Source organism: Allobosea sp. LC85 (genome assembly GCF_000735605.1).
Classification (GTDB): Bacteria; Pseudomonadota; Alphaproteobacteria; order Rhizobiales; family Beijerinckiaceae; genus Allobosea.
In genome coordinates this window covers 34,244-57,335 of the sequence record NZ_JPKG01000029.1, presented here as the reverse complement: position 1 = coordinate 57,335, position 23,092 = coordinate 34,244, and the positions used below count along the sequence as shown (strand labels likewise).

At 65.0% G+C, this 23,092-nt stretch carries 22 protein-coding genes; 8 read left to right on the top strand and 14 right to left on the bottom strand.

Going from position 1 to position 23,092, the window contains the following annotated elements; all coding sequences use genetic code 11:
- Positions 1-32 precede the first annotated feature (32 nt).
- Positions 33-797: a GntR family transcriptional regulator gene (locus tag FG93_RS15190; RefSeq protein WP_081881567.1), complete on the top strand. Its 765-nt coding sequence runs from the start codon at positions 33-35 to the stop codon at positions 795-797.
- Positions 798-854: 57 nt separating this feature from the next.
- A complete protein-coding gene (locus FG93_RS15185) occupies positions 855-1,631 on the top strand; it encodes an SDR family oxidoreductase (protein ID WP_043235735.1) in 777 nt (258 codons plus the stop codon).
- Positions 1,632-1,728: 97 nt separating this feature from the next.
- Here FG93_RS15185 and FG93_RS15180 read toward each other — a convergent pair whose 3' ends face one another.
- From FG93_RS15180 to FG93_RS15155, 6 genes are read right to left on the bottom strand one after another with little or no spacing between them, the layout of a single operon-like run.
- Positions 1,729-2,934: a mandelate racemase/muconate lactonizing enzyme family protein gene (locus FG93_RS15180; protein WP_043235733.1), complete on the bottom strand. Its 1,206-nt coding sequence runs from the start codon at positions 2,932-2,934 to the stop codon at positions 1,729-1,731.
- A gap of 8 nt (positions 2,935-2,942) precedes the next feature.
- On the bottom strand, positions 2,943-4,061 hold the full coding sequence (locus FG93_RS15175; protein WP_043235731.1) for a mandelate racemase/muconate lactonizing enzyme family protein: 1,119 nt from the start codon (positions 4,059-4,061) through the stop codon (positions 2,943-2,945).
- A 44-nt stretch (positions 4,062-4,105) separates the two neighbouring features.
- Complete coding sequence (locus FG93_RS15170) at positions 4,106-5,119, bottom strand: TRAP transporter substrate-binding protein (RefSeq protein ID WP_043235730.1); 1,014 nt, start codon at positions 5,117-5,119, stop codon at positions 4,106-4,108.
- A 32-nt stretch (positions 5,120-5,151) separates the two neighbouring features.
- On the bottom strand, positions 5,152-6,435 hold the full coding sequence (locus tag FG93_RS15165) for a TRAP transporter large permease (RefSeq protein WP_043235728.1): 1,284 nt from the start codon (positions 6,433-6,435) through the stop codon (positions 5,152-5,154).
- Positions 6,432-6,977: a TRAP transporter small permease gene (locus FG93_RS15160; RefSeq protein WP_043235727.1), complete on the bottom strand. Its 546-nt coding sequence runs from the start codon at positions 6,975-6,977 to the stop codon at positions 6,432-6,434. The genes FG93_RS15165 and FG93_RS15160 overlap by 4 nt, the downstream gene beginning before the upstream one ends.
- Positions 6,937-7,725, bottom strand: a complete 789-nt coding sequence (locus FG93_RS15155) for a FadR/GntR family transcriptional regulator (RefSeq protein WP_052513804.1) — start codon at positions 7,723-7,725, stop codon at positions 6,937-6,939. Before FG93_RS15155 ends, FG93_RS15160 begins: the two co-directional genes overlap by 41 nt.
- A gap of 203 nt (positions 7,726-7,928) precedes the next feature.
- On the opposite strand from FG93_RS15155, the gene FG93_RS15150 reads away from it, so the two are divergent.
- Positions 7,929-8,213 (top strand): acylphosphatase, encoded by a 285-nt coding sequence (locus FG93_RS15150; protein WP_043235725.1) that lies wholly within the window; start codon positions 7,929-7,931, stop codon positions 8,211-8,213.
- A 120-nt stretch (positions 8,214-8,333) separates the two neighbouring features.
- Here FG93_RS15150 and FG93_RS15145 read toward each other — a convergent pair whose 3' ends face one another.
- The 6 genes from FG93_RS15145 to FG93_RS15120 form a co-directional block, all read right to left on the bottom strand.
- Positions 8,334-9,317: a MurR/RpiR family transcriptional regulator gene (locus tag FG93_RS15145; RefSeq protein WP_052513803.1), complete on the bottom strand. Its 984-nt coding sequence runs from the start codon at positions 9,315-9,317 to the stop codon at positions 8,334-8,336.
- Positions 9,314-10,282 carry an ABC transporter ATP-binding protein gene (locus FG93_RS15140; RefSeq protein WP_043235722.1) on the bottom strand — a complete coding sequence of 323 codons (969 nt, stop codon included), beginning with the start codon at positions 10,280-10,282 and terminating at the stop codon, positions 9,314-9,316. The genes FG93_RS15145 and FG93_RS15140 overlap by 4 nt, the downstream gene beginning before the upstream one ends.
- On the bottom strand, positions 10,279-11,271 hold the full coding sequence (locus FG93_RS15135) for an ABC transporter ATP-binding protein (protein WP_043235720.1): 993 nt from the start codon (positions 11,269-11,271) through the stop codon (positions 10,279-10,281). Before FG93_RS15135 ends, FG93_RS15140 begins: the two co-directional genes overlap by 4 nt.
- A 1-nt stretch (position 11,272) precedes the next feature.
- Positions 11,273-12,121: an ABC transporter permease gene (locus tag FG93_RS15130; protein ID WP_043235891.1), complete on the bottom strand. Its 849-nt coding sequence runs from the start codon at positions 12,119-12,121 to the stop codon at positions 11,273-11,275.
- An 8-nt stretch (positions 12,122-12,129) separates the two neighbouring features.
- Positions 12,130-13,071, bottom strand: a complete 942-nt coding sequence (locus tag FG93_RS15125; RefSeq protein WP_043235718.1) for an ABC transporter permease — start codon at positions 13,069-13,071, stop codon at positions 12,130-12,132.
- 79 nt (positions 13,072-13,150) lie between these two features.
- Positions 13,151-14,719, bottom strand: a complete 1,569-nt coding sequence (locus FG93_RS15120) for an ABC transporter substrate-binding protein (protein WP_043235716.1) — start codon at positions 14,717-14,719, stop codon at positions 13,151-13,153.
- Between the two features lie 180 nt (positions 14,720-14,899).
- Between FG93_RS15120 and FG93_RS15115 the strand changes: the two genes are divergently transcribed.
- Positions 14,900-16,051 carry an amidohydrolase/deacetylase family metallohydrolase gene (locus FG93_RS15115; RefSeq protein WP_043235714.1) on the top strand — a complete coding sequence of 384 codons (1,152 nt, stop codon included), beginning with the start codon at positions 14,900-14,902 and terminating at the stop codon, positions 16,049-16,051.
- A gap of 365 nt (positions 16,052-16,416) precedes the next feature.
- Entirely contained in the window at positions 16,417-16,725 is a 309-nt protein-coding gene (locus FG93_RS15110; RefSeq protein WP_152579448.1) for a hypothetical protein, read from the top strand.
- Positions 16,726-16,732: 7 nt separating this feature from the next.
- Here FG93_RS15110 and FG93_RS15105 read toward each other — a convergent pair whose 3' ends face one another.
- Positions 16,733-17,971, bottom strand: coding sequence for a glycosyltransferase (locus tag FG93_RS15105; RefSeq protein ID WP_052513801.1), 1,239 nt, complete (start codon positions 17,969-17,971; stop codon positions 16,733-16,735).
- Positions 17,920-18,540, bottom strand: coding sequence for a MarR family winged helix-turn-helix transcriptional regulator (locus FG93_RS15100; RefSeq protein ID WP_081881564.1), 621 nt, complete (start codon positions 18,538-18,540; stop codon positions 17,920-17,922). Before FG93_RS15100 ends, FG93_RS15105 begins: the two co-directional genes overlap by 52 nt.
- A gap of 339 nt (positions 18,541-18,879) precedes the next feature.
- Here FG93_RS15100 and FG93_RS15095 point away from each other — a divergent pair, with 339 nt between their 5' ends.
- The 3 genes from FG93_RS15095 (at position 18,880) to FG93_RS15085 (ending at position 23,088) form a co-directional block, all read left to right on the top strand.
- A complete protein-coding gene (locus tag FG93_RS15095; RefSeq protein ID WP_043235712.1) occupies positions 18,880-20,628 on the top strand; it encodes a type I secretion system permease/ATPase in 1,749 nt (582 codons plus the stop codon).
- Complete coding sequence (locus FG93_RS15090; RefSeq protein WP_152579447.1) at positions 20,625-21,980, top strand: HlyD family type I secretion periplasmic adaptor subunit; 1,356 nt, start codon at positions 20,625-20,627, stop codon at positions 21,978-21,980. Before FG93_RS15095 ends, FG93_RS15090 begins: the two co-directional genes overlap by 4 nt.
- Before the next feature lie 313 nt (positions 21,981-22,293).
- The gene (locus FG93_RS15085) at positions 22,294-23,088 is read left to right on the top strand and encodes a calcium-binding protein (protein ID WP_043235711.1); all 795 of its coding nucleotides are present in this window, start codon (positions 22,294-22,296) and stop codon (positions 23,086-23,088) included.
- Positions 23,089-23,092 lie beyond the last annotated feature (4 nt).

The following is a 23,092-nucleotide window of genomic DNA, read 5'->3' as shown; positions in this document are numbered from 1 at the left end:
CGTGATCTGTGATCACAGTTAGGTTGGCAGACATGATTGCCCCTGTCCAGTCCTTCGCGAATCCGGCTGCCGATGACGGGATCGGCGATGTGTCGACGGGCCGCGATCCATCAGCGCTCGATGAGGTCGGCGCGCTCACGCGCGAGACCCTGGGGGAGCGGGTCACCGGGGAATTGCGGGCGCTGCTCGTCGCCGGCCGCCTCGCTCCGGGCGAAAAGCTCTCGCTGCGGCGTGTCGCGGAGGCTCTCGGTGTCTCGATGATGCCGGTGCGCGAGGCGGTCAGCCGGCTTGCTGCCGACGGTGCATTGGAGGTGCTGCCCGGACGCGCCGTCCGCGTTCCGGTGCTGCGATTGGAACAGTTTCGCGAACTGACGCGCCTGCGCCTGGTTGTCGAGGGCTTTGCTGCCGAGGAAGCGGCAAAGGCGGCGAGCGAAGCCGAGATCGACGAGATCGCCCAGCATGAGGCCGCGTTCCGGCAGGCGGCAAGCGCCGACCCTCCAGACGCTGCAGGGGCCGTCGCGGCCAACCGCAATCTGCATTTCACGCTCTATGAGGCTGCGCGCATGCCGACCTTGGTCGAGATGATCGAGCGGCTCTGGCTCAAGGCCGGCCCCATCCTCAATCTCGATATGCGCCATGAACCGCGGCGCCTCGATGGTGGCAGCGCTGTGGTTTCCCACGCCGCCCTGCTCGATGCCCTGCGGCGCCGGGATCCGCAGGCCGCAAGGGCCGCGCTGGAAGCCGATATCACTGCGGCTGCGGCCCATATCGAAAGCACCGGCGGCCTGGCGCCATAGTCCGGGTTCGCCGCAATCTGAGAGGCGCTACGGCGCGGGCATCGGGGGGAGACGACAATGGATTTACAGATCAAGGGTCTGCGCGTTCTGGTTACGGCTGGCGCCAACGGCATTGGCCGGGCGACGGCGCGCGCCTTCGCGGCAGAAGGCGCCAGGGTCCATATCTGCGACGTCGATCGCGAGGCCCTGGCGGCGATGGCGGCCAGCGATCCGGCGATCACGCAGTCGGTCTGCGACGTCTCGGACCGCGACGCGGTGGAGACCCTGTTCAAGGAGGCGCTGGCGGCGCTCGGCGGGCTCGATTGCCTCATCAACAATGCGGGCATCGCCGGGCCGACCGGCCGGGTCGACGAGATCGATCCCGCGGATTGGGATGCTTGCGTCGCAGTCGATCTGACCGGCCAGTTCAACTGCACCCGGCTCGCCGTGCAGCATCTCAAGCAATCCGCCAATGCCAGCATCGTTAATCTGTCGAGCCAGGCCGGCAAGCACGGTTTTCCGCTGCGCTCGCCCTATGGCGCTGCGAAATGGGGTGTCATCGGCTTCACCAAGGCGATCTCCGCGGAGCTCGGTGAGTTCGGGATCAGGGCCAATGCAATCTGCCCCGGCCTGGTCGACGGCGCCCGCATCCAGAGCGTGATCGCCAACAAGGCGCGCAGCTTCAACATCTCGCATGAAGAGATGACGCAGCGCCTGTTCGCAGGCGTCTCGATCAAGCAGTTCGTCGACCCGAACGATATCGCCAAGCAGATCGTCTTCCTGGCGTCCCCCTTTGCCAAGACGATCTCCGGTCAGGAAATCTCGGTCTGCGGCGACACGCGCATGCTCAGCTGAGCGGGAAGCAGAACAGGGCGGCGAGGCCTTCGCTGCGACCCAGCCTCGCTCGGAGGCTGGGCCGGATCATAGGAAGGCGGGGCGCCGATGCCGAGGTTCAGAGGTCGGAGAGGCGGCTGAAGCGGACGATAGCGTCGGCGCGCTTCTCCAGCCCTGGAAGCAGCTCGAGTCCGAGGCCTGGTGCGTCCGATACGGTGATCATGCCGTTTTCGGCCTTGGGCAGGTCGGTGACCAGCTCGGTGTACCAGCCGGTATAGAAGGCGCGGACCGATTCCTGGATCAGCGTGTTCCGGGCATGCATCGAGAAATGGCACGATGCCGCGTAGACGACCGGGCCGGTGCAGTCATGCGGGGCGACCGGCGTGTGCCAGGCCTCGGCCATGCCCGCGATCTTGCGGGCTTCCGAAAGGCCACCACACCATGACAGGTCGAGCATGACGACCCCGGCCGCACCGGTCTCGAGATAATCCCGGAAGGAATGGGTGTAGGCCAGCGTTTCCGAGGCGCAGACCCAGGCCTTGGAATGGCGGGCGTATTCGCCGAGGTCGTGGACATTGTCGAGCCGGAACGGGTCCTCGTGCCAGTAGGTGTCGAACTCGGCCAGGCGCTCCGCCAGCTTCTTCGCCATGGGCAGGCTCCAGAGCGAGTGGAACTCGACCATGATGTCCATCTTGTCGCCGACCGCTTTTCGGATCTTGCGGAAGGGCTCCAGCGCGGTGTTCAGCTCCTGAGGCGTGATGTCCCAGCCAGACGAGCGTTCGGCCGCGATGTCGAAGGGCCAGATCTTCATGCCGGTGATGCCCTGCTCGAGCAGGGAATGGGCGAGCTCGTCGGCGCGGTAGAGGAAGCCTTCGAGATCCTCATAGGGGCCGCCCTGCTCGCCGACATGCCAGTTGGCGACAGCCTGCGACCGCGCATCGCGAATATATTTGTAGCCGGCACAGGTGTTGTAGGTGCGGATCGTATCGCGCGTCTTGCCGCCGAGCGCGACGCTGACCGGCTGGCCGATCGCCTTGCCGTAGATGTCCCAGAGCGCGATGTCGACGGCCGAGTTGCCGCGCGTCTCGACGCCCGAGCCGCGCCAGCCGAGATAATTGTTCAGGCTGGCATTGCGCGCTTCGATCTGGAGCGGGTCCTTGCCGAGCAGTTTCGGCGCCACGGTCTCGTGCAGATAGGCTTCGACGGCGGCGGCGCCCATGAAGGTCTCGCCGAGGCCGACGGCGCCGGCATCGGTGTGGAGCCGAACCCAGATGATATTGCCGAACTCGGTCAGGCGGATGGTTTCAACAGCAGTGATTTTCATCGGATTTCTCAAGCAAGCGGCTTGGCGTAGCGGGTGAGGGCCTCAGAGGTCGGCGTCGTGCCGGCACCGGGCTGCTGGGGTCTTAGGAAATAGCCATCGGCGACATTGGCGGGCTCGACGAAAGCATCCTTGATCCATGGAATGTATTCGAGGAGCGGCGTCGCCTGATGCCAGTAGGCGAGATGGACATGGACCTGGCTCATCTCGCCAGCATGGGGCGCGACGGGCAGGCGGCTTGCGAGTGCAAGCTCCGCGACCTGAACGTACTCGGTGATGCCGCCGAGGCGGGTCACGTCGGGCTGGACGTAGTGGATGGCGTCGGCCGCGATGAAGGCGCGGAAGGCGTCGAGCGAATAAAGCTGCTCCCCGAGCGCAATCGGTATCGAAGTCGCTTTCGCCAGCGCGGCATGCGAGCCGACATCGTCATACCAGAGCGGTTCCTCGAACCAGAAAATGTCGAGCGCCTCGGCCCGCGCGCAGAAGCGCTTGCAGGTTGGCAGATCCCACTTGCCGTTGCCGTCAATGGCGAGTGCGATATGGTCGCCAATGGCACGGCGCACGGCTTCCAGCCGGGCGAGGTCGATGCCGGGGTCGGCATGGCCGACCTTGACCTTGAGGCGTCGGAAGCCGTCGCGTTCGACCGCCATACGGCAGCCTTCGACAAGCTCGTCCCGCGAAATCGAAAGCCAGCCGATATCGGTGTTGTAGGCTTCGAGCGTCGGCTTGGTCGCGCCGCCGAGCAGGTGCCAGAGCGGTACGCCGGCCGCCTTCGCCTTGAGGTCCCAGAGCGCGACATCGACCGCGGCGAGGGCGAGCTGGGTGATACCGGCGCGGCCGACCCATTGCAGGGCAGGGTGGCGGGCGAGCTTCAGCCAGAGCCGCGTGATCTCGGAAGCATCCTCGCCGATCAGCAACGGGGCGTAGCAGTCGCGGATGCAGGAGGTGATCAGCCGGTCGGAGGCGAGATCGGCATGGGTGCCGGTGAAGCCGAAGCCTTCGAGACCGTCCTCGGTGACAATCTTCGCGCCGACGACGCCCCAATGGCTGATGCGGTGGGTCGAGTCGGCAATCGAGCCGCCCGTCACCGGGATATGCAGGATGAAGGGTTCGATGCGGGTGATGCGCATGGCGATAGCCCCGGAGCCGTTGTGCAGCTCCGGGGCTCTCCTGATCAGTTGGTGCCGCGGATCTTGGCGAGATCGGCCTTGAGACGCTCGATCGTCTCCTTGCCGATCGTGGCCTCGTGGCGCTGGTAAACGGCCGCGGTCGCCTCGCGCATCTTGGTCAGTTCGTCGGCCGAGATGTCGGAAACCTGCATCCCCTGCTTCTTCAGGTTCGCCATCGACGTGTCGTTGAGCACGCGCGAGACGCGACGCTCCTCGTCGCGGCCGACAGTCGAGCACTCGCTCAGGATCGCCTGCTCATCTGAGGAGAGCTGGTCCCAGAGCTTCTTGGAATAGAGCACCAGGAACGGGGTATAGGCATGGCGAGTCATCGTCAGGTATTTCTGCACCTCGTAGAGCTTCGAGGTGTCGATCGTGACGAGCGGGTTCTCCTGGCCGTCGATCGCATGGGTTTCGAGCGCCGCGAAAACCTCGCCGAACGCCATCGGCGTAGCATTGGCGCCCATGCTCTTGAAGCTGTCGAGGAAGATGTTGTTCTGCATCACGCGGACCTTGAGGCCGGTGAGCTCTTCCGCCTTGGTGACGGCGCGCTTCGAGTTGGTCAGGTTGCGGAAGCCGTTCTCCCAGTAGGAGAGGTTGACGACGCCGAAGGCTGGCAGCTTGTCGGAGATGTACTTGCCGAAGGCACCGTCGAGGACTGCGTCGGCTTCCTTCTCATTGGTGAAGAGGAATGGCAGGTCGAAGACGCCGAGCGCGGGCATGATGCCGACCAGCGGCGAGGAGGAGGTGATGACCATCTCCTGCGTGCCGGCACGCAGCGCCTGCGTCGCCTGCAGGTCGCCACCGAGCGCGCCGCCCCAGAAGCCCTGGAGCTTCAGCTTGCCGCCGGACTTTTCAGTCATGCAGGCGCGCATCTTGGCGACGCCATTGCCGACCGGGTGGTCCTCGTTGATGCCGTTGGAAACGCGGATGTTGCGTTCCTTGACCTGCGCCTGGGCGGACCCTGCAAGCGCCGCAAGCGCGACGCCGGCGAGGATGGAAACGAGACGTGAACTCAGCATGGGCTTTCTCCCTGATTGCCTTGGTTCTTGGATCAGCGGCCGCTCAGCCAGGCAAGCGGAACGGTCACGAGTTGCGGGAACAGGATCAGCAGGAACATCGCGATGGTCTGGGCGACCAGGAATGGCCAGACGCCGCGGATCACCAGCGTCATCGGGATGCGGGCCACGCCACAGACCACGTTGAGCACGATGCCGACCGGCGGCGTGATCAGGCCGATGGCATTATTGATGATGAAGAGCACGCCGAAATAGATCGGGTCGATGCCCGCCTGCTTGATCACCGGCATCAAGACCGGCGTCAGGATCAGCACTGTCGGCGTAAAGTCGAGCGCGGTGCCGACCACCATGACCAGCAGCATGATGACGATCATCAGCACTGTCTTGTTGCCCATGAAGGGCTCAAGCACGCTCGACAGCTCGGCCGGGATATTGGCCTGGGTGATGAGCCAGGCCGAGACCACGGCGGCGGCGACCAGCAGCATGACGGCGCTCGTCGTCTTGGCTGCGGTCAGCGCCACCTTGTAGAGGTCGCGCGGCTTGAGCTCGCGATAGACGAACATGCCGACGACGAGCGCGTAGACGGTTGCGACCACGGCTGCCTCGGTCGGCGTGACGATGCCGAAGCGGATGCCGCCGAGGATTGCGAGCGGCATCAGCAGGGCAAGCGAACCGTCCCAGGTCGCTTTCAGGCGTTCGGCGCCGCTGCGCCGCGGCAGGACCGTGATCTTGTCGTGGCGGCAGACGATGAACCAGGCGATTACCAGCGACAGGCCGATGAGCAGCCCCGGAAAGACGCCAGCGAGAAAGAGCTTCGTGATCGAGAGATTGGCGGCGACGCCGAAGACGATGAAGCCGATCGAGGGCGGGATGATCGGGGCGATGATGCCGCCGGATGCGATCAGGCCGGCCGAGCGACCGGTGTCGTAGCCGGCCTGGCGCATCATCGGCAGCAGGATCGAGGCGAGTGCTGCGGTATCGGCCGCAGCCGAGCCTGAAAGCGAGGCCATGATGATGGAGGCGAAGATCGCGACGTAGCCCAGGCCGCCATGGAGATGGCCGACCAGCGAGAGCGCGAAATTGACGATGCGCTTCGACAGGCCGCCAGCATTCATCAGCTCGCCGGCGAGCAGAAAGAACGGGATCGCCAGGAGCTGGAACGAATCCGCGCCGATGATCATGTTCTGGGCGATGATCTGGGTGTCGAAGACGCCGAGCCAGAGCATCAACGCGACCGCGCAGACGATCAGCGCAAAGGCGATCGGCATGCCGAGCGCCATCGCCCCGCAGAGCGAGAGGAGGAAGATGGTGATCGTCATTCGAGATGGCCCTTCAGGTCATGCGAAGGGTTGCCGCTGTAGTCGCCCGCGAACTCGGCCAGTTCGAATTCGCCGAGCTTTCCCGTCACGGCGCGAAGCAGCCGGGCAAGCGTGATGAAACCGATGCCAAGACCGGCGAAATACAGCACACCATAGACATAGCCCATGCTCAGCCCGGTGACCGGCGCGACCGCCGTGGCGTTGATCTCGTGCTGTTTCCAGGTTCCGTCGAGCAGCATCACGCAGCAGGCCAGGATGAAGGCGTCGCTGATCATCATGCAGACCAGCCGGCCCTGGCGGCCGAGGGCACCAACCAGCGTGTCGACGCCGAGATGCCCGTTCTCGCGCATCACGATGACCGCGCCGATATAGGTCAGCCAGACGAAGAAATAGCGCGACAGCTCCTCGGACAGGTCGAGCCCGGAGTTGAAGGCGTAGCGCAGGACGACATTGCCGAAGACCATCACGACCATCCCGGCGAGCAGGATGACCAGGACAGCCTCAAGCCCTCGTAGGGTCCATCTTTCGGCTTTGGCGAGCATGGTGCGTTTCCCGTGAGTTTCTTGTGCTCTCGCCCCTTTCCCCGACGGGAGCCGTCCGTCCGGGGGCGAGGTCGATATCGGCCTGGGCGACTTTCAGAAGCGCGATCATGCTCTCGCGAGCTTGCTCGGGCCTGCGCGCGGTGATCGCTGATGCGACATGGCGGTGGATCGCAACCGACGCCTGGGCCCGCTCGTGGTCGTGCATCGAGAGCTGGAACGAGGCCTTCAGCACGGCGCGCAGGATCGGCTTGAGCTGAAGCAGCAGACTGTTTCCGGACGCCTCCAGAATGGCCTCATGAAAGCGAAAATCCGCCGCCTCGTGCTCCGCTTTGCCGGGAGCGCTCGCCATCCCCTCCAGCGCCGCCGTGACGGCCCCGATCTGAGCGGGGGTGCCGCGCTCGGCGGCGAAGGCTGCTGCCGCAGGTTCGATCATGCTGCGCAGCTCGAGAAGATCGCGTTCGAACCCGCTCGCCATGTCGGCATCGGTGATCCAGTCCATCACCTGGGGGTCGAGCAGCCGCCATGACGAGATCGGCTGGATGCGCGAGCCGACGCGGGGTCCCGTCGTGATCAGCCCGAGAGCCTGAAGGGTCTTCGTCGCTTCGCGGATCACCGTGCGGCTGACCGCGAATTGGGTGGCGAGCTCGTCTTCCCGCGGCAACGAACCGTCGTTGCCGATCTCGCCTCCGACGATCAGGCGGCCAAGGCGATCGACCAGATGCGAATGGAAATTGGAGGGGCGCGCCATCGTATGATCATATCATCATATGATTGACGCGCAAGCCACCGATCGCGAGCTCGCATCGGCATTGCGAGGATGCGCTGTCGAAGGGCGTCCGGTAATGTGAGGATGTCCGCTCGTCCGGCTGCGAGGGCCAGCCTGGGGAAGCGATTGTTGAGCGGCACGGTGTCCGTGCGGCTAGCGCGGGGGCGCAAGGCACAGGAGGGGGCATGAACCTTCACCTGATCATCTCGGGCCGCGTTCAGGGCGTTGGCTATCGACAATGGTTCTGTGAACGCGCCCGCGCTGCCGGGGCGGCCGGCTGGGTGAGAAACCGGGCCGACGGCACGGTGGAGGCCGTGCTCTCGGGGCCGACCGATATCATCGAGATGCTAGCCGTGGATGCCTTCGAAGGGCCGCCCGGAGCTGGCGTCGAAGACATCTATCGGAGCGAGGCTGATGCATCCCTGCTGGGCGCCCCGGGCCGAAGCTTCGTCATCGCGCCCAGTGTCTGAACGGGCGATGGGCAGGCTGCCGGAAGGAGATCAAGGTCGAGCCCGGCGGCGCTCCCGAGTGGGGGCGCTATCGAATTGCGCAGACAGGATCGAGGGCGGAGCCCGCCCCCGACGCCTCGTTCAGTCCTGCGGACCGGCGTTCGGGTCGGAGTCCAGCATCTGGCGCCAGCCGGCATGCAGCACCGAGGGGTCTTCACGGTCGACGCTGTAATGGCGCAGGACGTGCTGCACATCGTTCATGCGGCCGATCAACTGCGGGCCCTGACGCAGGCCGACAAGGATCATCAGCACTTCGATGGCGATGAGCTGGACCACATAGGCGTCCGTCCCCACCAGCATTGCGGTGTCGTGCGGAACATCCAGCGGCAGCGCGACGTCGGCGAGCTGAGCAAGCGGCGTTCCGCCTTGCGCGAGCGCGATGATCGTCGCGCCACGGGCCTTGCCGACCTCGACGGCGCGCAGCAGTGCCGGCATGCGACCGACGAAGGAGATCGCGACCAGCACATCCTCTGAGGTCAGCGTCGCCGCCGCGACAAGCTGGAAATGCGCGTCGGAGAAGGCATTGGCGTTCAACCCGAGGCGGAACAGCCGCGCCTGCAGATCCTGCGCCAGGAAATGCGATGTCGCGCCGGTGCCGAGACAATCGATCCGCCGTGCCTTGCTGATCGCGGCGGCGGCGCGGTCGAGATCGAGCGGGTCGATGCGGCGTTGCCATTCGGCGAGCACGGTCGTGATGCTGCCGGTGACGTTGCGCAGAACGTCGCTCGCGGTCTCTCCCATCCGCACGGAGCGGTGCAGGAACGGTGCGCCGAGCGCCACCGCGCCGGCGAGCTTCAGCTTGAGGTCCCTCAGGCCCTGACAGCCGACCAGCCGGGCAAAGCGCACGATTGTCGGCGCGCTCACCCCGGCGCGCGCCGCGATATCCTCGACATTCGCCTTCACCACCCATTCGACTTCGTCGAGAAACAGGCGCGCCACCCTCTGCTGGCTCTCGGACATCGCGCCGAGCCCCTGCCGGATGGAGCTCATGATGTCGGAGGCGCCAATCGAATCGTCGGGGCCGCTGGGGCGGCCGGCTGCGTCAGCAGGGACGATGTCTGTCATGCGCTCTGACTGTGGCTGATATCGAAATGACAGGCAAACTGATGTTCCGGTCCTGCGCCTCGCAAGACCGGGGCCTCCCTGGCGCAACGCTCCACCGCGTGCAGGCAGCGGGTGCGGAAGACACAGCCCGAGGGTGGTGCGAGCGGAGACGGGATGTCGCCGGTCAGCATGCGCTCGCGCGGCGGCGCGTCCGGGTCGGGCCTTGGCGAGGCGGCGATCAGCGCCCGCGTATAGGGATGACGCGGGCGGCGGGCGACCTGCTCCGTCGAGCCGATCTCCATGATGCGGCCGAGATAGAGCACGGCGATCCGGTCGCACATCAGCTCGACGACATCCAGATCATGCGAGATGAACAGCATCGCCAGCCCGAGCCGGCGCCGCAGGTCCTGCATCAGGTTCAGCACCTGCGCCTGGACCGAGACATCGAGAGCCGAGACCGGCTCGTCGGCGATGATCAGTCTCGGTTCGACGGCGAGCGCCCGTGCGATGCCGATGCGCTGCCGCTGCCCGCCGGAGAACTCGTGGGGATAGCGCTCCATATGCGCGGCGGGAAGGCCGACGAGTTCGAGCAGCTCGGCGATTCGCGCCTTGCGTGCGGTTCCGCGCGCAAGGCCGTGGGCATCGAGCGCCTCGCCGACGATGCTGCTGACGCGCAGTCGCGGATTGAGGCTGGCATAGGGGTCCTGGAACACCATCTGCGCCTGGCGGCGGAACAGTCTCAACCGGCGTTCCGGCGCTGCCGTAATGTCCTGTCCTTCGAAGTGGATCCGGCCTGCCGACGCATCGATCAGGCGCAACGCGAGCCGGCCAATCGTGCTCTTGCCCGATCCGGATTCGCCGACCAGCCCGAGCGCTTCGCCGCACGCCAGCGAGAAGCTGACATCGTTGACGGCGCGCACGAGGTGGGGAGCCTTGCCAAAACTCTTGGAAAGGCCTGCAATAGTGAGGAGCGGTTCCGTGCTCATGCGAGCTCCCTCCAGCGCAGGCAGCGTGTCTGCCGCCCTGCATCACTCTCCAGCATGGGTGCCTCGACGGAGCAGACAGGCTTTGCATCAGTACAGCGCGGCGCGAAGGCGCAACCGCGCTCGACGCGCGAAACCTGGCCCGGGATCGAGCGCACGACGCGCCGACCTGTTGCATCCTGGGTCGCGCGCGACGGCATGCATTCGAGCAGGGCGCGCGTATAGGGGTGGCGCGGGGCGTTGAAGAGGTCCCGCACCGGCGCGCTTTCGACCACCTCGCCCGCATACATCACCGTCACGCGGTCGGCGATCTCTGCGACGACGCCGAGATTATGCGTGATGAAGAGCACGCCCATTCCAAGCTCACGCCGCAAACGGTCGAGCAGCGTCAGCACCTGCGCCTGGATCGTGACGTCGAGCGCCGTGGTCGGCTCGTCGGCGATCAGCAGGGCTGGCCGGCACGAGAGCGCAAGCGCGATCATGACGCGCTGGCGCATGCCGCCCGACATATGGTGCGGATAGTCCGAGGCGCGGCGCGCGGCATCCGGGATCTCGACAAGGCCGAGCATCTCGACGGCGTGAGCCCAGGCCTTGCGCCGGTCATAGCCGAGATGCAGCCGTACCGCCTCGGCGATCTGTTCGCCGACCGTCAGCACGGGGTTCAGGCTGGTCATCGGCTCCTGGAAGATCATCGCGATCTCGGCGCCGCGCAGCGCCTGCATGGTCGCCCGAGGCGCGGTGGCGAGATCGATCGTATCGCCGGAGCGGCGGCGGAACAGGATGCGACCCTGCGAGACCCGCCCCGCCGGGCGCGGCAGCAGCCCCATGGTGGCGAAACTCGTCACGGATTTGCCGGAGCCGGACTCGCCGACCACCGCGACGGTTTCGTTTTCCGAGATCTGCAGCGAAACGCCGCGTACCGGCGTCACCTCGCCCTCCTCGGTGCGGAAGGAAACGGCAAGGTTCTCGATGGCGAGAAGGGGCGCGGTCATCTCACAGCGCCTTTCTGAGCTTGGGGTCGAGCATGTCGCGCAGGCCGTCGCCGACAATCTGCAGAGAGAGCGCGACCAGCACGATCGCGACACCGGGAAATCCGACGACCCAGAACGCGTCCTCGGCATATTGCTGGCCCGACGCGATCATCGTGCCCCAGGTCGGCGTCTCCGGCGGCACGCCGGCACCGAGGAAGGACAGCCCGGCTTCGGCGAGGACCGCATAGGCGAAGATGAAGGTCGCCTGCACCAGGAGGGGCGAGGCGACATTGAGCAGCACATGCACGAAGAGGATGCGCCAGATCGAGACGCCGAGCGCGCGCGCCGCCTCGACGAACGGCAGTTCCCGCACCACCAACGTCGAGGCGCGGATCACGCGAACGACGCGCGGCGTGTAGACGATGGCGAGCGCCAGCACGACATTTCCAGCCGAGGCACCGAGCACCGCGACGAGGAAGATGGCGAGCAGGATGTCGGGCAAGGACATCAGCGCATCGACCAGGCGCATGATCACGGCATCGGCACGCTTGAAATAGCCGGCGACGAGGCCGAGCGCCGCGCCGATCGAGATCGAGATCACGACAACCGCAAGCCCGATTCCCAGTGAGGCGCGGGCTCCCCAGGTCACGCGGGAGAAGACGTCGCGGCCGAGCTCGTCGGTGCCGAACCAGTTCACCTCGCTGGGCGGGCGCAAGCGCCTTGCCATGCGCATCGAGGCAGGATCGAACGGGGAGAGCCAGGGCGCCAGCAAGGCGAGCGCGAAGGCAAACACAAGGATCACGGCGGCAAGCAGCACCAGCTTGCGCCGGAAGAGCCGGCGCAAGAACAGAGGCGCGGGGGCAGAGGTCATGGCGGAGCTCATTGGCGCACCCGCGGGTCGACGAGGGTATAGATCACATCGATCGCCAGGTTGATCAGTGCGTAGATGGCCGCGACCGCCAGAAGGGCGCCCTGGATCACGGGATAATCGCGGCGCAGCACCGCCGACACGACAAGATTGCCGACGCCAGGCAGGCCGAACACGGTCTCGGTCACGATCGCGCCGCCGATCAGCAGGGCGAGCGTCAGGCCGAGCACGGTGATGATCGGGACGAGCGCATTGCCGAAGGCGTGGCGCAGCACCACGCGCAGTTCCGAAATGCCCTTCGCCCGTGCCGTCCGCACGAAATCAGCGTCGAGCACATCGAGCATGCTGGCGCGGGTGAAGCGCGTGATGAGAGCGGAGTTGACGACGCCCAGCACCGCGGATGGCAGAAACAGGTGCTGGAGCCGCTCGAAGAAGGAGGCGTCGGGCGCGCCGTAGCCGGCGACGGGGAACCAGCCGAAACGCACTGCAAAGAGCTGGATGAAGATCAGGCCGAGCCAGAAGCTCGGGATATTGGCGGCAAGCATGGCGAGCCCGCTGACCGCCTGGTCGACGGGGCGGCCGCGCCAGACCGCGGATGCGATGCCGGCCGGGATGCCGATCGCCGCGGCAATGGCGAGCGAGAACATCGCGAGGAAGAAGGTCGGCTCGGTGCGCTGCAGCAACGCCTGCGTCACGGGCTGCTGCAGGAAGATCGACTGGCCGAGATTGCCGGTCGCACATTCCTTCAGCCAGAGCGCGAATTGCAGCAGGAGCGGCTTGTCGAGCCCGTAAGCCTCGCGCAGGCGCGCCACATCCTCCGGCGTCGCCTGGTCGCCGAGCATCAGCGCCGCAGGGTCACCGGGCGCCAGCCGCGTCAGGAAAAAGACCAGCGCGGCAACGAGAAAGAGGACCAGCAGCAGGCCGCCGAGGCGACGTCCGATATGTGCGAGCACCGGATGCGCTCCTTTCGCGGGAAGCGGATAAGACTGTGGCGGAGTGCGCGAACGCACCCCGCCACACCAGCCTTGCGCATTACTTGGCGAGAGCAACGTTCCAGAAGGACGGCCACGGCATTGCCGCATAGCCGGACATCTTCGGCGAGGCGCCCGCCAGTGCGGCGAAGTTGCCGGCGCGGATATAGGGCACCTCGTCATAGACGACCTGCTGAACCTTGCCCCAGAGCGCGCCGCGCTTCGCCGGATCGGGCTCGTTGTTGAATGCGCCGAGCGCGGCCTCCTTGGCCGGGCTCGACCACCAGCCCGGAGCGCCTTCGCCGAGCTGCGGCGGAGACAGCATCGGCTCGGGCAGGAAGGCCGAGTGGGTGATGTAGATATCCCAAAGCGCCGGGTCGCCGCGGCGCTGGACCAGCGTGGCCCAGTCCACGACGTCGATCTGCACCTTGAAGCCGGCAGCCTTGAGCTGCTCGGCCATCACCAGCGCCATGCGGTGATGGAAATCATACTGCTTCGAGTTGAGGATGCGGATCGGCGCCCCGTCATATTTGGCCTCCGCCAGCAGCTTCTTGGCGCCAGCGACGTCCGGCTTGCTGCTGTACTTGCCCTTGCCGGCCTCCGAATAGAACGGCGAGCCTTTCGGGAAATGCTCGGCCGCCAGCGCGAAGAACTTCAGCTCGCCGAAACCGGCCATCATCACCTCTTCGAGGTCGAGCGTCATCTGGAAGGCCTGACGGACCTTCAGATCGGCCATCGGCCCCTGCTTGGTATTGGTCGGGAAATACGGGAAGCCGAAGGGCATGGTCAGCACGGGGCGCGTGCCGCTCGCGGCGCTGACCTTCTTGTAGCTCTCGACCGGCAGCTGGTCGGCGAACTGATACTGACCGGCGATGGCGCCTTCGACGCGGGTATTGGCGCTCGGCACCGGGATGAAGCGCAGCTCGTCGATCTTGGCTTCGCGCTTGCCGGCATAGCCGGAGGCCGGCTCGCTGCGCGAGGCGTAGCCATCATGCTTCACCAGCACGACGAACTGGTCCGGCTTGCGCTCGCGGAACTTGTAGGGGCCGGTGCCGACGAATTCAGTCAGCGGAGTGGCGATCGATTCCTTCGCCATGATCGCGGCAAAGCCGGAGGGCAGCGCCAGATGGGCGAGCAGCGCCGGCTCGACCTTGCTGAGCTGGATCTCGACGGTCGACGGGCCCTTGGCGGTCAGGATCGAGATGCTCTTCGCCAGGCCCTTGCCGCGCGGAGTCATCTCGAGCCAGCGCTTCAGCGAGGCGACGACGTCCTCGGAATCCAGATCGCGGCCGTTATGCAGCTTCACGCCCTTGCGCAGCTCGATCGTGTAGGTCTTGCCGTCCGCGGACACCGCCGGCAGCGCGGCTGCCAGCATCGGCTGGGTCGCCCAGTTCGCATCGAAGGTGAACAGCGGCTCGTAGACATGCTGCATGATCGTGCCAACCAGGTCCGCGGTCGATGCCATCGGATCGAGCGACTGCGGCTCGCCGACCATGGCGAGATTGGCGCTGGATATGCTCTGGGCCATCGCCGCCATCGGCATCACCGCGGCCGAGGCACCAAGGGCCGCTGCCAGGATGCCCAGCCCGCGCCGGGTGACAGAATTCTGATTGTGATCGCGGTTCCGCATTGGCCTCTCCCTGCCGTTCGCGTTGCCTATTGTGAGGGTTGTGAAAATTTATTACACAAATCGCATCTGTCAATCGCCAAATGTCATACTGCGTAGCAACATATGGAGGAATTTGTGCCGAAGTGATTGATATGCCCATGTGGTAGTGTAATTAAATTCCATAAGACCCAGGGGTAACCAATGTCCTCTCTCGATCTGGTTCTGCGCGGCGGGCGGGTTGTCGATCCCGGCCAGGGCATCGATGCACTCCTCGATGTCGGCATTTCGAACGGGCGTATCGCAGCTCTGGCGCCGCACCTTGACGCTCCGCAGATTCACGACGTTTCCGGCAGGATCGTCACGCCCGGCCTGATCGACCTGCACACCCATGTCTATTGGGGCGGCACATCGCTCGGCGTCGACCCGCTGATCCTCGCGCGCCGCGGCTGCACCACGCTCGTCGACACCGGCAGTGCCGGCGCCGGAAATTTCGATGGCTTCCGCCGGTATGTCATCGACACCTGCCCGGTGCGAATCGTTGCCTATCTCAACATCTCGTTCGCCGGCATCTATGCCTTCTCGAAGACCATCATGATCGGCGAGAGCGGTGACCAGCGGCTACTGGCGCCGATCGACACCCTTGCGGTCGCCGAGGCCAATCGCGATGTGCTTGCAGGCCTGAAGGTTCGCGTCGGCCATCACGCGTCGGGCACCGCCGGTCTCGTTCCGCTCGAGATCGCGCGCCAGACGGCGGAGCAGCTGGACATGCGGATGATGGTGCATATCGATCATCCGCCTCCGACGCTCGAGCAGGTGCTCGCCCTGATGCGCCCCGGTGACGTGCTGACCCATTGCTTCCGGCCGTTCCCGAACGCGCCGGTAACGCGCGATGGTGGTGTCCTGCCGGCCGTCAGCGAAGCGCGCGAGCGCGGCATCGTCTTCGATATCGGTCATGGCATGGGCTCGTTTTCCTTCGAGGTAGCCCGCACCATGCTCGCCAAGGGCTTTGCGCCGGACACGATCTCCAGCGACGTCCATGCGTTGTGCATCGAGGGGCCGGCCTTCGATCTGACGACGACGATGTCAAAATTCCTCTGTCTCGGGATGCCGCTGGGCGAGGTCATCAGGCGCACGACGGTCAACGCCGCGCAGGCGATCGACCGTCCGCAGTTGGGCACGCTCGCTCTGGGGACGACCGCCGACATCTCGATCCTGTCGCTGGAGACCGGGGCCTTCGACTATGTCGATTCGACCGGCGCGACCTTGCAGGGCGCTCAGCGCCTGACGGCGGCGGGAATCGTGATCGGCGGCCTCCTCTGGGAGGCTTCCGAGGAGGTGAGGCAGGCGGGCTGAGGCATCCCGCATCGACATGCGTCACGCCCGGTCGCTTCCGGATTGTCCGGCGGCGGCTTGGCCGCTGCTCCGCAGTTTGCAGTAGCCGGTCCGCGCCGGGCCGGCGTCGTCACTGGCTGATGCAGCTGGCATCAGGATTGGACGGACCATCGCCGCACATGCCTTGGAGCGGGCCGGTCGCGGGGAATGCCGGGCCTCGGCCGCGGCAGGCTTCGGGCCCGCGGAGCGGCGCTTGGCACTTTCTTTCCTCAATGAAACGGTAGTATAGTTCTGCATTCTGCATCCGATGGCGGCCGAATGCAGGATTTTCTACTTGCGGTAGCAAAATGTCCGGCCATGCCGGGCAGACGGAAGGACCGTCAGCCATGATGAGAGGAACCGAACCGCTCGAAGTCTGGGAGATCATTTCCTCTCCGGCCGGTTATGCGGCGCTGCAATACGCGGCCGAACAGGGGGATCCTCCTCTCGAGCCTTTGGTCACACTCATCGAGGAAACCTGCGGGCCCTGGTTGTCATCCGACCCTGATACCCATCTCAAGCGCATCCACAGGATGGTGGCGCGACTGATGATGGCCGATGGCTGGCAGGAGGCCGGCGTGAAGCCGATGCGGCGCGGGCGCCTGATCACCGAGGCCATGACCTTCCAGCGCGGCCCGGACCAGATGGTTCAATAGTCCGGTTTCAGCTGGCCTCGACCCAGGACATCTCCGACACCACGGGGTCGCCCTGCGCCGCCAATCTCTCGATCAGGCTCATCTGTCGGTCGAGGCAGCTTTCCAGTTCGAATTTCGCCTGCACCGTGGCTCGTGCCGCATGGCGCAGGCTCTCGAATTCGCCTTGCCGTTCCAGCACCTGCCCGATCGTAGCTGCCAGGGCCCGCACGTCGTGAAACGGTGCGAGCAGACCGTTGCGACGATTGCTGATCACCTCCTGGACCGGTGGCGTATGCGAGCCGATGACCAGACAGCCGCAGGCCATCGCCTCCAGCAGGGACCAGGAGAGCACAAAGGGCACAGTCAGATAGACGTGAGCGGCGGAGACCTGGAACAGCCGGCGCAGATCCTCATGTGCCAGCCAGGAGATATGAACGAGGCGCTCGCCAAGGCGGGTTTCCTGCAGCATTGCATCTCGCCAGAGCCGCCCGTCCGGGCGCGGGCGGCCATAGCCCGCGCCGTCCCCCCCGACGACAATGAAGCGGGCATCGGGCCTTGCCTGCGCGACCAGCGCAGCGGCACGCATGAATTGCGGATAGCCCCGATAGGGATCGAGGTCGCGGGCAACGAAAGTGACGATCTCGTCGCCGGCGCGAATCACTTCGCCATCGGGCAGTGCGAAAGTGGCCTCCGCATTCGGCCGGCACAGCTGCGTATCGATGCCATCATGGCAGATCGCGATCCGGTCGCGGATGCTTGCCGGGTATTGCCGATGCTGCCAGCGCGTCGGGGTGTAGGCAGCGTCGATGGCCTGCAGGGTCAGGAGTTGCGCGGCATTGCGCATTCGCAGCCGCATGCGCTCCGCGTCCGTGGCCTCGCCCGCAGGGTCGAAATCGAAATCCGAGTTCCGGTCGTTGTAGTAGTACTCGCAATAGCCAAGCACCGGCGTGGCTGGCAGCGCGTCCTTCGCGAAGAGCAGCCCGCCCCAGCCGGTATGGCCGATGATGACATCTGGTCGTTCATTGCGCGGCAGTCGCCGCAGGACGGAAGCCACGGCTTCGCCTGTCCTGACGTGATACTCCGTTGCGGCGAGGCTGGGGCTCGCCGTTACGGGGCCGCTGACTGTGTAGAGCATCTGGCGCAGCCCGGGTCGGGCGGCTTCCGCATGTTCCGTGACCAGCGTCACCTCGGCGCCTTCGCCGAGGAGGCGCTCGATCAGGTGAGCGAATTGACCAGATCCCGAACGATGAACGAATAGGACGCGCATGACGCCAGCAGAACCCCTCCATAGCGTAGGGCGTCGCTCCAGAGCTGCTCGAGGCGCCGCAAGGTGTCGTAGGTCGTCCGCATATCCGGTTCGACATCGAGGTCCTGGCTCGGTCCGAACTGATTGCTCTCGTCGAGCTGCTTGAGTCGTTCGACGAGAAGCTGGCCCTTGGCGGACAGCGAGATTCGGGCAAGGCGCCGGTCGCGTGGCGAGGCGCCGCGTTCGAGATAGCCGCTCTCGACCAATTGCTTGAGGTTATAGGACGCGTTCGAGCCGAGATAATAGCCACGGTCGAGCAGGTCGCGCACCGCGATCTCGCCGGTGCCGATCGTCAGCAGCACCATCACCTGCGAGGGCGAAACATCATCGACGCCCAGCCGGGTCAGCTCCAGGCGCAGATAGTCGAGAAAGCGCCGGTGGACCCTGTCGATCAGGCGGGCGAGGTCGAGCTGGGTAACGGTGTTCCGCGCAATTCCATTGTCCGAATCAGTTTTCCGCTCTGGTCGGCCGGGCTGGCCGTTGACTGCGGCGCCCGGGGACTGGGCGCCGTATTGCGGTTTCGAATGCATTCTCTACTCCGCCTGGTTTGAAAATGGGCACCCCGCCCGAAGAAAACCCCTTCTGGAGTGGAATAGCCTATACGCAAAGCACATGCCATCGAGGATATGTGGAAACTAAGATTGTAGCAATTTTTTGATAGGTATAAACTGTTTCAAAATTCAAAGTATTGCGTTTTTTGGCCATATTTCTATTTGATAATCGCAGATATTCGATTCTTAGTCTGTCATCACAACGACACGGCTAGCGCAACATGCTAGTAATCGACCGTGTCCCTGCTGGCGATATTTTGTGCTTGACGGTTGGCCGTCGCCCTGGCCGATCCGGACCCCTCTGCAACGGAGAGATGAATGAAGGTCGCAACCTCGGCGCCCGATGGTTTGATCCGTGAACTTCAGCGCTCCTTTGCCGGTGGCCTTGCCTATGCGGCCTTCCTGAGTTTCTGCGTCAACATCCTGCTGCTGACCGTGCCGATGTTCATGGTGCAGGTGCAGGACCGCGTCATCGTCAGCCGCAGCTTCGACACGCTCACCATGCTGCTGGTGATCGCGGTCGGCGGCCTTGTGCTCTACGGTGTCATTGAGTTCATTCGCTCCCTGACCTTCCAGACCATGGCGAGCGGCTTTGCCCGGCGCCTCAATCTGCCGGCGCTGGAAGCGGCGGTCAGTGCCTCGCTCGAACAGGGCTCGGCTCAGGCCACTCAGGCGATTCGCGACCTGAACGACATCCGCTATTTCATCGCGAGCTCGGCCATCGCGACCCCGCTCGAAGCGGCCTGGTCGCCGATCTTTCTTGCCGTACTCTTCGCCTTCCACCCGGTTTACGGGCTCGTCGGCGCGATCTCGCTGGTCATCTTGCTGATGCTCGGCGTGATCTCCGACGTGCTGACGCGCCGTGTGCTGAAGGAGGCCAACGAGGAAGGCGTCGCCAGCATCAACGATGTCGGCGCCAGCCTGCGCCACGCCGAGACGATCGAGGCGATGGGCATGCTGCCGGCTCTGGCCAGGCGCTGGCGCGGCAAGCAGGTGGCGATGATCGAATTGCTCGATCTCGGTACGCGCCGCGGCAAACTGATTGCAGCGGTGACCCGCGCCTCACGCATGACGATGCAGCTCGCGATCTATGCGACCGGTGCCACGCTGATCATCAGGAACGAAGTCTCCGTCGGCACGCTGATGGCAGCGAGCATCCTGCTTGGTCGCCTGCTGGCGCCATTCGATTCGATGATCTCCGACTGGCGGCAATGGGTGCTCGCGGCGGCTGCGTGGAAGCGCGTGCGCGATCTGCTGCTGCTCGGCTCGTCGCGGCGCCAGACCACCGCCAATCCACCGACGCAGGGCGATCTGGTGATCGACCGCGTCGTCTACGCTCCGGCTGGGGCCGAGCAGACGGTCATCAAGAGTATCTCGTTCTCATTGTCGCCGGGCGAGGTACTCGGCATCGTCGGCCCATCCGGAGCCGGCAAATCGACACTGGCGCGGCTGCTCGTCGGGGTGCTGAAGCCGAATGTCGGCGGCGTCTATCTCGACGGTCACAATGTCTATCTCTGGGAGCGTGCCTCCTTTGGCGCCATGGTGGGCTACTTGCCGCAGTCGGTCTCGCTGCTGAACGGAAGCATCGCCGATAATATCGCGCGGATGCGTGTTCCGGAGCCGCAGGCCATTCTCGAGGCAGCCCGGATTGCCGGCGTGCATGAACTGATCGGGCGCATGCCGCTCGGCTACGACACGAACGTCAATGACGGCGACTTCAAGCTCTCGGGCGGCCAGCGCCAGCGCATCGGCCTTGCCCGGGCGCTGTACGGCTCACCGCGCCTGTTGGTGCTCGACGAGCCCAACGCCAATCTTGATGCGGAAGGCGAACAGAGCCTGATCCGCGCCATCAATGCTGCGCGCGAGAGCGGTGCGATGGTCATTCTGATCGCGCATCGCCCCTCGGTGATGCAGATCGTCGACAAGATCCTGGTGCTGCGCGAGGGCCGGATCGCCCAGTTCGGTCCGCGCTCCGCGGTTGCCGGCATGATCACGCCCGGAGGCCTCGTCGAGATCGAGCCCAAACGGCAGGATGCCGCCAACAAGCCCCGGGAGGTGACGGCGTGAGCAAGCTCCCAACCCCTATGAGCACGAGTCGCGCGCTCGTTCCGGTCACCCCCACCGAGGAGCCGGAGGAGCGAATGCCCTCGCTGCGCAATCTCGTGCTGGCCGGCGTCAGCGCGATCGCGATCGGCTTCGGCGGCTTCGGGGCCTGGGCGGTGACGGCAAGGCTCGACAATGCCGCCGTCGCGGTCGGCACCGTCGTCGTCGACAGCAAGCGCAAGACCGTCAGCCATCTCGAGGGCGGCGTCCTGAAGATGCTGCTCAAGCTCGAAGGCGACCGCGTCGCCAAGGACGAGCCGCTGCTGCGACTGGAGGATGCGCGCGCCCGCGCCGAGCTGCAGCAACTCCATGGCAAACGCGTCGGCTTCGAAGCCAAGCTGGCGCGACTGCGCGCCGAGCAGAACAACGCGACGGAGATCGACTTTCCCGATGATCTCGAAATGGCCGGCACGCCGATCGCGCAAGAAGTGATCAGAGCGGAACGCAAGCTCTTCCAGGCGCGCACGCAGGTCTATGAGGGGCGCGTCAGCATCCAGAAGCGAGTCATCGAGCAGCATCAGGCCGAGACCGACGCGCTCCAGGCCCAGATCGAGGCGACACGCTTTCAGCGCAGCCTGATCGATGAGGAGGTGCGCATGATCGCTGACCTCTACGAGAAGCGCTATGCCAAGCGTAGCCAGCTCGTCGAGCTTCAGACCAAGCAGAGCGAGCTTGCCGGACGCGGTGGTGAAACCGCGGCCCGCAAGGCCAAGGCGGAGCAGGCGGTCGCGGGCGCGCAACTCGAAATCACCTCGCTCGGCCTCGAACGGCAAGGCGAGATCGCCAAGGATCTGCAGGATAGCCAGCTCGCCTTGTCCGAGGTGGTCGAACGCATCGTCCAGGCCGAGGATGTGCTGCGCCGCCTCGTGGTCATCTCCCCGCAGGAGGGCATCGTCGCCAATATCCGGACGCGGACCGCCGGAAGTGCGATTGCTGCCGGGGAGGCCATTCTCGACATCGTGCCCGAGCGCGAACCCCTGATCGTCGAGGCCAAGGTCGATCCGCGCGACATCGATTCGGTCAAGCTCGGCGCCGAGACACGCGTGCGGCTTACGGCCTTCAATGCGCGGCTGATGCCGCCGCTGATCTCGAAAGTGACCTATGTCGCTGCCGACCAGCTTGTCGATGAGAAGACCGGTATCGCCTATTTCATCGTCCGGGCCGAGATCGCGCCCGAGAGCCTCGCCCAGAACAAGGTCACCCTCCATGCCGGCATGGCCGCAGAGGTCCTGATCGTGAACGGCTCGCGCCGCGCCGTCGACTATCTGCTGGCCCCCTTCGCCGAGAGCTTCAACCGTGCCTTCCGGGAGGACTAAGCGGGTGCGAGCAGTGGGAATTTTAGAAGTTGATTCAATGAAATAAGGATTAGTTTTGATATATGTTTCGAATTTTGAAATTCATTCCATGTATAACGATGAGCAATTAGAGAATTAATGCCGATGAATCTCTTCTTGCCACAATATTGTCATAACAAAACTCTTGCTGCATCGCACATATTCGCTAGGCTTAACTCCGTCGATCAATGACAAGCTTGGCGCTTGTCATTGGAGTGGCGCCGTTTTGCGAGGGTGTTTGGCGAATGCGCGCCGCGACCCTCGGGGCGCCTCATTTCATTTCCAGGAGGTGACTATGGCCACGATAGAAGGCAGTGCGTTCGACGACTTCTTGATCGGGACACGATTCAGCGATGTGGTTCATGCCGGTGCCGGCGACGACGCCGTCAAGGGCGGCCAGGGAGCAGATGTCCTGTTCGGCGAAGACGGCGACGATGTCCTCTTCGGCGACCAAGGCGACGACGCCATCTTCGGTGGCGAGGGGCGCGACACCCTTTTCGGCGGTGAGGGCGACGATGTCCTTTCCGGCGACGAGGGCGATGATCTGCTCTTCGGCGGCCAGGGCGATGACGTGCTCCTGGGTGGCGAGGGGAACGACCTGATTCAGGGCGGCTCCGGCAACGACGTTCTCGTCGGTGACGAAGGGAACGATATCCTTCAGGGCGGCTCGGGCAATGACGTGCTCGATGGTGGTCTCGGTAACGACCTGCTCCAGGGCGGTTCCGGCAACGATGTCCTGATCGGTGGCGAGGGTAGCGATACCCTCCAGGGCGGTTCGGGCGACGACATGCTCTTCGGCGGCGAGGGCAATGACAGCCTGTCCGGTGGTGCCGGCAACGACGTCTTCGTCTTCGAGGGCGGCGGCGGCAACGATCTCGTGCTCGATTTCGATGCCGGCCACGACATGTTGCAGATCGCCTCCGACATCAACGGCACCGGCGTTGCTTCGGCGGACGACGTCGCCGCGCGGACGACGACGGTCAACGGCAATGCCGTGGTCGATCTCGGCAATGGCGACACGCTGACCCTTGTCGGCGTCAGCGCCGAGGATGTTCAGAGCGATCCGAACTCCTACTTCACCGTCGCGTAACGAC